Source organism: Kitasatospora sp. NPDC051170, assembly GCF_044455705.1.
GTDB lineage: Bacteria > Actinomycetota > Actinomycetes > Streptomycetales > Streptomycetaceae > Kitasatospora.
This window is the reverse complement of sequence record NZ_JBITFA010000007.1, coordinates 258,634-267,741: the sequence shown is the minus strand read 5'-3', so window position 1 is coordinate 267,741 and position 9,108 is coordinate 258,634. Positions and strand designations below refer to the sequence as shown.

Here is a 9,108-nt window from a genome sequence, read left to right as displayed (position 1 = left end):
GTGGTCGCGTGGGGTGGTCAGCTTCGGCTGTCGCTCTCGCCCGGTGTCTCAGCGCTCTGGAACGTGTAGGGAAAGGCCGTTGGGGGCGCATGGATCCGCTCCTCGCGAGCGGTGGCGTCGGCTTCTGTATCATCGGCGGCCGTCGCGGGGATGGGAGGATCGGGCGATGACGAACGGAGCCGGCGATTTCGGGCTGACCATGGATGAGCTGCGCGTCGTGGCACGCTACGTGGTGGAGAGCGCCCAGGAAGTCCTCCCGATGTACGAGGAGGCTGTTCCCGGTGATCCTCGGCCTCGCGCGGCCGTTGATGCGGCCTGGGAGTTCGTGAACGGCGCGAGGAGGACCCAGCTGCAGCGCGTTGCCGCGCTGGACGCACACCGCGCCGCGCGGGAAGCGGGGACCGAGACCGCACGACTTGCTGCGCGCGCCGCGGGAGACGCCGCGGCTGCCGCATATCTGCACCCCATCGCGAAGGCCACCCAGGTGGGTCACATCTTGCGTGGGGCCGCATGCGCGGTGCGTGTGGCCGAGTTGCTGGCGGAGGAGGATCCCGATGTCGCGGACCGGCTCATCGAGCGGGCGAGGCGACGCGCCACGCCGGTTCTGATCGATGTTCTCGGCCGGTATCCGCTCGCGCCGACGGGCAAGGGCCGCGTCGCCCAGCTCATGAGCACCTTGGATGCCTCCCTGCGCGCTTCGCGCTGAGGAGCTCGCTCCGAGGACGGTCGAGCAGGGCCGGCCCAGGAAGTCGGCGGGGCCGACTTCCTGGGCCGGTGGTCAGTGGCGGGCAGGGGTGAGGCGGTCGTCGAGGAGGGCGAGCAGCTCCCGTTGGCGGCCGTCGAGGTAGAAGTGGCCGCCGGGGTAGGTGCGGAGCTCGAAGGTGGCGGTGGTGTGGTGCTGCCAGGCGGCGGCCTCGGCGGGGGTGACCCAGGGGTCGGCGTCGCCGGTGAGGGCGAGGATCGGTGCGGCGACCAGGGCGTCCGGGCCGGGGCGGTAGGTGTCGACGGCGGTGAGGTCGGCGCGGACGGCGGGGAGGATCATCCCCAGGGCCTCCTCGTCGGCCAGCAGCCGCGGGTCGGTGCCGCTGAGGCTGCCGAGGTGGGCGGCGAGGGCGCGGTCGTCGGTGAGGTGGGCGAACTCGCCGTCGCGGCGGGTGGAGGGTGCGCGGCGGCCGGAGACGGTGAGCAACTCCGGGGGGCGGTCCTCGCGTTCGAGGCGGCGGGTGAGTTCGAAGGCGAGCAGGGCGCCCATGCTGTGGCCGAAGAGGGCGTAGCGGCCCTCGCCGACGGCGGCGCGGACGGCGGGCAGGGCGAGGCCGGCCAGCCGGGCCAGGTCGGCGACGGCGGGTTCCCGGTAGCGGTCCTGGCGGCCCGGGTACTGCAGGGCCAGCACCTCGACGTCCGGCCCGGCCGCGGCGGCCCAGGACCGGAAGGCCGAGGCGGAGCCGCCGGCGTGCGGCAGGCAGAGCAGGCGCAGCGGGGAGCCGGAGGCGGCGGTGGCGGCGGGTTCGGGGAACCGGCGGACCCAGAGGGAGCTTTCGGCGGCGCTCATGCGGCGGCCTGCTGTCCTGCGCGGTCCGCGGGTTCCGCGGGGTCCCCCCACTGCGGGCGGAGCAGGTCGAGCCGCCGGTCGGAGAGCAGGATCGCCCGCTGCACCTCGCGCAGGGCCCGTCCGGGTTCGATGCCGAGTTCGGCGGTGATGGTGCGGTGCGCCGCGCGGTAGACCCGCAGGGCGTCGGCCTGCCGTTCGGAGCGGTAGAGGGCGATCATCAGCTGTCGGTGGAACGCCTCGTGCAAGGGGTGTTCGGCGACCAACGAGTAGAGCTTGCCGATGAGTTCGCGGTGGCGTCCGGTGGCCAGCCCGGTCTCGACGTGCATGCCGACGCATTCCAGCCGGGCCTCCTCGGCCCAGGTGGTGAAGCCCTCCAGGACTGGCCCGGAGCGCAGGTCGCCGAGGGCGGGGCCGCGCCACAGGGCGAGGGCCTCCTCGAAGGCGGCGGCGGCCTGTTCGGTGCGGCCGTCCCGGGCGGCGGCCCGGCCGGTCTGCATCAGCTGCTGGAACTCGTCGGAGTCCAGCCGGTCCTGGGGGCCCAGGCGCAGGACGTACCCGGGGGACTGGGTGGCGATCACGCTTTCCGGCCGGTCGTCGGCGAGGAGCTTGCGCAGCCGGGAGATGTACACGTGGATCGCCGCGAGGTGGCGCCGTGGCGGCGCGTCTCCCCAGATCTCGAAGCCGAGTTGGGGGATGGGCACCACCTCGTTGGCGCGGATCAGCAGGGTGGCCAGCAGCACCTCCATGTTCCGGGCCTTGACGGCGGAGGTGCCGTGCTCCGTGGTGACGTGCAGGCTTCCGAGCAGCTGGTACCTCACAGTGGGCCTCCTGAGAGCTTGTCGTCCGGCTCAGGTTGTCCCACCGGGGCCGTCCGCACATCAGCGGAACTACGTACGGACGGCCCAAGAGCGGCTAAAGCCGGTCCAGCGCGCGCAGTTGGGCGCCGAGCGCGAGGCGCCGGTCGAGCGGGCCGCCGCTCATCCGCAGCACGGTGAGCAGCGTCCAGAGCCGGGTCTGGGGGAAGAACCGGGGCGAGCCGTGGACGTCGTCGTGGACCCGCAGGCGCAGGCTGCGCAGCGAGCGCCGCAGCCGGTCGGTGTCGGAGGGCGGGATGATCTCGTCCCGGGCGCTGGCGACGAGGGCGACGGGGACGTCGACGGCGCCGAGCCGGTCCGGGCCGAGGGCGAGCGGGGCGAGGGCGTCGAAGACCGATCCGGCGTCGGTGCGGGCCAGGTGGGCGAGGGTGTCCACGGTGACCCGGGGGACGGTGGCGTGCCAGGCCCGGTCGGTGAAGAAGTCGTGCACCGGCAGGCCCGCGCCGACCACGCCGCGGATGCGCGGGTCGGCGAGGGCGGCGTGCAGGGCCAGGTTGCCGCTGAAGCTGAGCGCCAGCGCGAACGTCCGCGTGGTGTCGGCGCGGTCGGCGACGGCGTCGAGGACGGCGGGCAGCAGCGCGGGCGCGGTCAGGTCGTACGGCAGCGGGTTCTCGCCGACGCCGGGCATCTCGGTGACCACCCCGGCCAGGCCGAACTCGGCCAGCTGGAGCAGGACGGGCGCCCACTGCTCCTTGAGGCTGATGATCCCGCCGGACATCAGCAGCAGGGGCTTGGGGGCGTCCGCCGACAGCCCGCCCGCCGACGGTCCGCCCGCCGACAGCCCGCCCGCCCAGGCGGCGACCGGGCCGGCCGCGGTGGGCACCTCGATCCGCTCGATGCCGGGGAAGTCGGCGGCCCAGCGGGCGAAGACCTCGCGGGCGCGCGCCTCGGCCTCGCGGCGGGCGGAGCCGGACGGGTACGGGAAGCGGGCCATGGTGTAGTAGCGCCCGGCCTCCAGCAGTCTGCCCTCGCGCTCCAGCCGCTCGCCGGCCTCGCTCCAGCGGCGCACCCAGGAGCCGGGGCCGCCGTCTCCGTCGTCCACGACGCCGTCCAGGACGGCTCCGTACTCGGCGGGGGTGATGCCCTGGGAGGTGGCCTGCGCGACCACGAAGCGCTTGAGTTCGGCGAGGTCGTTCGCCGGGGCCAGGGACGTCATGCCGTCACCTCCGAGGCGACGGGCTCGTCGGACTCGCCGGACTCGTCGGACTCGCCGGGCTCGAGCGCTTCGGGATCGGGCCACTCCTCCAGCGCGGTGCGGATCTCGGCCAGGACGTCCGCGGCCTCCGCGCCGTCGACGACCCGGTGGTCGAAGGCGAGGCTGAGCCGGAACACCGGGGCGACGACGATCTCGCCGTCCCGCACCGCCGGGCGGTCGGCGATCCGGCCGAGGCCCAGGGTGATCGTGGTGCCGCCCACGGAGTGGAAGCCGTCGACGGGCCGGTGGCCGAGCGAGGTGACGGCGAAGGTGCCGGTGATCAGCGGGCGGAGCCGCAGGTCGCGGGCCGCGCGGGCGAAGCGCAGCCGGCCGCGCAGCCAGGACAGCCGGTGGAGGGCCCGGACTCCGGCGAACTCGGGCAGCTCGGCCGGGTCGCCGTCCAGCACCCGGTCCAGCCGGCGCTGCACCTCGGCCAGGCCCGCGGTGTGCGGCTCGGGGACGACGGTGGACAGGACGACCCGGGTGCCGCCGAGGGTGCGGTCGAGGGTGACCTTCCCGGACACCGTCGGGTAGGTGGCCACCCGGGGGCGCAGGCCGCCCCGGTAGGCGGAGTTGGCCTCGGGGTGCCGGGCCAGGACCTCGCCCGCGGCGACCAGCAGGTAGCCGACCACCGAGCGGCGCTGCCCAGCTTCGCGGGCCGCGGCCCGGTGGGCGAGCAGCCGGGTGGCGTCCACCTCGGTGTCCAGGAAGACCGGCGAGAAGTCCCGGATCGCCTCCAGGAAGTACAGGGTGTGCCGCCGCTCGCGCGCCGGCGGTGCGAGCCGCGGCTCGGCTCCGGTCGGACTGGTCATCACGCGCCCCTCGGGTCGGGTCGGTCGAGGGGCCGAGCCTGGCGTACGGCGCCAAACGCGGCCTGAAACGTGAGCTCGGAGGCGGTCGCGGGATTCGTGAATTCCTTGTTTCGTCAACCGGGTTGATCGCCGTTCGAAGATACGATCGATCGTGGTTGGGGGGATTCGCCAGTTTCGCCCGTCACGGGGGAGGGGCAGCAACCGTGTTCACGTTCCAGGAGACCCGAGAAGGCCGAGAAGACCGAGAAGCCCGCGTCGCGATCCGTGGCCGTGCCCGCACGGACACCGTGAGACGCGCGGAACTGCACCAACTCCACGCAGTGCTCGACGAGGTGATGCATGGTCACCAGCGGATGGTCGACCTCGCGGGAGACCCGGGCAGCGGCAAGTCCCGGCTGCTCACCGCGCTCGCCGAGGAGGCGTCCGTGCGCGGCTTCACCGTCCTGCGCGCGCTGGCCGACCCGGCCGAACAGCACGTGCCCGGAAGCCTGTTCGTCCAGATCCTGCGCGGCTGGATCGGCCTCGCCGACCGGGCCGGGCTGCGCGACGAACTCATCGCGATGCTCCGGCGGATCGCCGAGTCGGTGGACGTCCAGGCGGACGGCTGCCCGACCTCGGACCGGCTGCGCGCTCTGCTCGAACAGCACACCTGCCGGGGCCTGTTGATCGTGCTGGACGACGTCCACGCGGCCGACCCCGGCTCGCTCGCGCTGCTCGACGGGCTGATCCGCTGGCCCGCCCGCGCCCCGCTCGCGATGGTCGTCGCCCACCGGCCGCGCCAGTCCCCGCAGCGGCTGCGCACCGCCCTGGCCCGCGGCAGCCAGCTCGGCACCACCCGGCGGATCGAACTGGGCCGGCTCGACCTCGCCCGGACCGCCGAACTGCTCGACCTGCCCGCCACCGACCCCCGGACGCGCGCCCTGCACCGGGACGGCCACGGGAACCCGCTCTACCTGCTGGCCCTGGCCCGGATCTGCCCCGGCCGGCTCTCCGGCCGCCCCGAGGGCTCGCTCGCCGACCTGCGCGGCCTGCCGCCGGACGCCGCCCTGCCCGACCGTCTGGCCCGCCACCTGGTGACCGAACTCGCCGCCCTGGGCCCGCGCCAGCGGCTCGTCCTGGCCGCGGCCTCGGTCCTGGGCACCGAGCTGGACTCGCCCGGCGTCGCCGCCGTCGCCGGGACCACCGAGGACGAGGCGTGCCACACCCTCGACGAACTGCGCCGCCTGGACCTGCTGCGACCGCTCGCCGGCAGCCCCCACAGCGGCTTCCGCCACCCGCTGGTGCGGTGGCTGGTCTACGACGGCACCGACAACTGCTGGCGCGTCGACGCCCACCGCCGGGCCATCGGGGTCCTGACCGCCCGGGGCGCGCCCGCCGACCGGATCGCCCCGCACATCGAACGCTCCACCCCCGGGCTGGACCCGAGGGACGCGGCCGTGCTCACCGAGGCGGCCGGGACGGCCCTGCGCGCCGGGGACACGGACCTGGCCGTGCACTGGCTCGGCGCCGCCCTCAGCGCGTTCGGGCGCCAGGGCCCGGCCGACGGCGGGGTGGCCCGCCGGCTGCTGGCCGCGGCGGACGAGGTGGCGGCCCGCACCGGATCGCGGCGCCTGCTCACCGAGGCGACGGCGCGCCTCGGTGGCGGCGAACTCGGGAGCGGGGACCGCTCGGACGGGGCCGCGGCCGAGCGGACGCCCCAGCAGGCGCACGCCCCGGCCCGGACGACCCGCGCCCCGGCGGCCGCCGCGCCGCCCGCGCCGGGCGAGCCGACCGCGGCCGGTTCGCCCGGCGGCCCGACCCTCGACCTGCTCACCGGCCGGGAACGGGAGATCGCCGAACTCGTCGGCACGGGCCTGCGCAGCCGCGAGATCGCCGACCGCCTCGGGGTGAGCGCCCGGACGGTCGAGGTGCACATCGCCCGCACCTACCGGAAGTTGGGAATCGGCTCGCGTGCGGCGCTGGTCCGCTTGGTGGTCGAGGAGCACAGCCGGGTGGCGTGACCGGGGCCGGGGCCCGCGCCCGGGCCGGGTCTCGTGACACGTGGCACCGCCGCCGCCGACCCATCGCCGACCCATCGCCGACCCGCCGCTGACCCGGGCCTGAACCGGTCCTGAACCCGGGCCGGGCGGCGATTGCCGCCCCCGCCGGGCCGCGGCTAGCGTCCCGTGCCTGGCCCGTCCCCGCCGGGGGCGGGCGGTGGAGGCGGGCCCGCCCGAGCGGGGGCGGGGGAGAGTGCGGTGGTGTGACATGACGGCGGGAGCGGCGCTGCGGCTGGCGGTGGCCCTGGACGGCGTCCCGGGCGGTGGGCCCGTCCGGGAGGGACCGCTGCCGCCGCAGGCGTGGAGCGCGCTGGCGGCCGAGGCCGAACGCGGGCTGCTGGACCTGCTGACGCTGGACGACGCCCACGGTCCCGCGCCGGACGGAGGGCCCCGGCCGGAGGCGCTGCAACTCGCCGCCGCCCTGGGCGCGTCCACCCGGTGGATCGGGATCGCCCCGACCGTCACGCCGACCCACGCCGAGCCCTTCCACCTGTCGACCGGGCTCGCCACGCTGGACTTCGTCACCACCGGCCGCGCCGCCGCCCTGGTGCGGCCCGGGCTCGACCGGGCCGAGGACCGCAACGCCGGACGCCTCCCCACGGGCAGGGCGGAGCGCTTCGCGGAGACGGAGGAGGCCGTCGAGGTGATCCGCGCCCTGTGGGACAGCTGGGAGGAAGGCGCGGAGATCCGCGACGCCGCCACCGGCCGCTTCCTGGACCGCTCCCGGGTCCGCCCGATCCACCACCGGGGCCGCCGGTTCGCCGTCCGGGGCCCGTCCATCACCCCGCGCCCGCCGCAGGGGCGCCCGCCCGTCCTGGTCGCGGTGCGCGACGAGGACAGCCGCCGCCTCGCCGCCCGGTGCGCCGATCTCGCGCTGCTGACGGCGGCCGACCGGGACGACGCCCGGGCCCAGGTCGAGGCCCTGCGCGCCGCCGAGGCCGAGGTACGGCGCCCGGGGCCGCCGCTGCTGCTGTTCGCCGACCGCCCGGTGGCGCTGGACACCGACCCGCGCCGCGCCCTCGCCCGTACCCCGGCCGGCCCCGGCTCCTTCGCCGGCACCCCGGAGGCGTTCGCCGACTCGCTGCTCGCCTGGCGCTCCGCCGGGCTGGACGGCGTACGGCTGCTGCCCGCCGCGCCCGAGCGGGACCTGCCGGGGATCGTCCGGGGCCTGGTGCCCGAGCTCCAGGCGCGCGGCGTCTTCCGCCGCCGCTACGAGGGGGCCACCCTGCGCGCCCGCCTCGGCCTGCCGGACCCCGGCAAGCTCCCCGGCAGCCTGCCCGGCGAGCCCCCCGGCGACCTGCCCGGCGACCTCCCCGTCGGACACCTGAACTGATGGCCCCCCAGGAGAACGGCGCGATGCCCCCACGCCGACAGGTGCTGCTCGCGGCCACCTTCCCGCACAGCGTCTGGGTGGTCTGGGACGACCCCCGCTCGGGCAGCCAGATCGACTTCGCCTCCTTCCGGCACGCCGTCCGGACCGCCGAGCGCGGCCGGTTCGACTTCTTCCTCATCGCCGAGACCCTGCGGCTGCGCGAGCACGCCGGGAAGCTGGACGACCTGGAGGTGGCCGGCCGCCCGCACAGCCCGACCCTGATGTCCGCCCTGGCCGCCGTCACCCGGCACATCGGGCTCGTCCCGACGATGAGCAGCACCTACAACGAGCCGTACGAACTCGCCCGGCAGCTGGCCTCCCTGGACCACCTCTCGGGCGGCCGCGCGGGCTGGAACATCGTCACCACCGCCGATCCGGAGGCCGGGGTCAACTTCCGCCGGGGCGCCTTCCTCGCCCCCGCCGACCGGTACGCCCGCGCCGAGGAGTTCGTCCGGGCCGCCGACACGCTCTGGCGCGGGGGACTCGCGCCCTACCGGCACCGGGGCGCCCACTTCGACCTGGAGGGCCGCTTCACCCTGCCGCCGGGCCCGCAGGGCCGCCCCGTCCTGGTGCAGGCCGGGGACTCGGCGGAGGGGCGCGAGTTCGCGGCCCGGCACGCCGACGTCGTCTTCGGCCTGCACGATCAGCCGGAGGCCGGGCGCCGCTTCCGGGACGACCTGCGGGCCCGCGCCCGCGCGCTGGGGCGGGACCCGGACGCGCTCAAGGTGATGCCGGGCGCCGGGTTCATCCTCGGCGACACCGCGCAGGAGGCGGCCGAACGCTCCCGCGAGGTGGCGCTGCGCCAGATCACCCCGGCGATCGCGCTCACCCGGATCGGCCAGCTGTGGGGCGCCGACCTGTCCGGCCGCGACCCCGACGACCCGCCGCCCGCACCCGCCGCCCCGCCCGGCTCGCCCGCCGCGGCGCTGCACGCCCGGGCGCTCGCCGAGGGCCTGTCCCTGCGCGAACTGGCGATCCGCACCCTGCTGCGGCACACCTTCGTCGGCACGCCCGCCGAGGTGGCCGCCCGGATCGACGCGAACGTGCAGAGCGGCGCCGCCGACGGCTACATCCTGGCCGGCCACCTCAACCCGGTCGGCTTCGACGAGTTCACCGACCGGGTGGTCCCGCACCTGCAGGAACGCGGAGTGCTGCGCACCGGGTACCGCGACGGCGCTACGCTGCGGGCGAACCTCGGCCTGCCCGACGGTCCGTCGGATCCGCCGCCACGGCGGGAATAGCCCTCCGCCGTGCGCCGTTGAC

The 9,108-nt window shown here is 76.2% G+C and carries 8 protein-coding genes; 4 read left to right on the top strand and 4 right to left on the bottom strand.

The window, feature by feature from the left end; translation table 11 throughout:
• Positions 1-166 precede the first annotated feature (166 nt).
• Entirely contained in the window at positions 167-706 is a 540-nt protein-coding gene (locus ACIBCA_RS17775; protein ID WP_396283815.1) for a putative immunity protein, read from the top strand.
• Positions 707-778: 72 nt separating this feature from the next.
• Here the strand turns inward: ACIBCA_RS17775 and ACIBCA_RS17770 are convergent, their stop codons facing one another.
• The 4 genes from ACIBCA_RS17770 to ACIBCA_RS17755 all read right to left on the bottom strand — a co-directional run bounded on the left by ACIBCA_RS17770 (position 779) and on the right by ACIBCA_RS17755 (position 4,434).
• Positions 779-1,552, bottom strand: a complete 774-nt coding sequence (locus ACIBCA_RS17770) for a thioesterase II family protein (protein WP_396283814.1) — start codon at positions 1,550-1,552, stop codon at positions 779-781.
• Complete coding sequence (locus ACIBCA_RS17765; protein ID WP_396283813.1) at positions 1,549-2,370, bottom strand: BTAD domain-containing putative transcriptional regulator; 822 nt, start codon at positions 2,368-2,370, stop codon at positions 1,549-1,551. Before ACIBCA_RS17765 ends, ACIBCA_RS17770 begins: the two co-directional genes overlap by 4 nt.
• Positions 2,371-2,464: 94 nt before the next feature.
• Complete coding sequence (locus tag ACIBCA_RS17760; RefSeq protein WP_396283812.1) at positions 2,465-3,583, bottom strand: alpha/beta hydrolase; 1,119 nt, start codon at positions 3,581-3,583, stop codon at positions 2,465-2,467.
• Complete coding sequence (locus tag ACIBCA_RS17755; RefSeq protein WP_396283811.1) at positions 3,580-4,434, bottom strand: 2-oxo acid dehydrogenase subunit E2; 855 nt, start codon at positions 4,432-4,434, stop codon at positions 3,580-3,582. Before ACIBCA_RS17755 ends, ACIBCA_RS17760 begins: the two co-directional genes overlap by 4 nt.
• 287 nt (positions 4,435-4,721) lie before the next feature.
• Here ACIBCA_RS17755 and ACIBCA_RS17750 point away from each other — a divergent pair, with 287 nt between their 5' ends.
• The 3 genes from ACIBCA_RS17750 to ACIBCA_RS17740 all read left to right on the top strand — a co-directional run bounded on the left by ACIBCA_RS17750 (position 4,722) and on the right by ACIBCA_RS17740 (position 9,086).
• The gene (locus ACIBCA_RS17750; protein ID WP_396283810.1) at positions 4,722-6,434 is read left to right on the top strand and encodes an AAA family ATPase; all 1,713 of its coding nucleotides are present in this window, start codon (positions 4,722-4,724) and stop codon (positions 6,432-6,434) included.
• A 247-nt stretch (positions 6,435-6,681) separates the two neighbouring features.
• Entirely contained in the window at positions 6,682-7,806 is a 1,125-nt protein-coding gene (locus tag ACIBCA_RS17745) for an LLM class flavin-dependent oxidoreductase (RefSeq protein WP_396283809.1), read from the top strand.
• A 23-nt stretch (positions 7,807-7,829) separates the two neighbouring features.
• Positions 7,830-9,086, top strand: coding sequence for an LLM class flavin-dependent oxidoreductase (locus tag ACIBCA_RS17740; protein WP_396283808.1), 1,257 nt, complete (start codon positions 7,830-7,832; stop codon positions 9,084-9,086).
• Positions 9,087-9,108 lie beyond the last annotated feature (22 nt).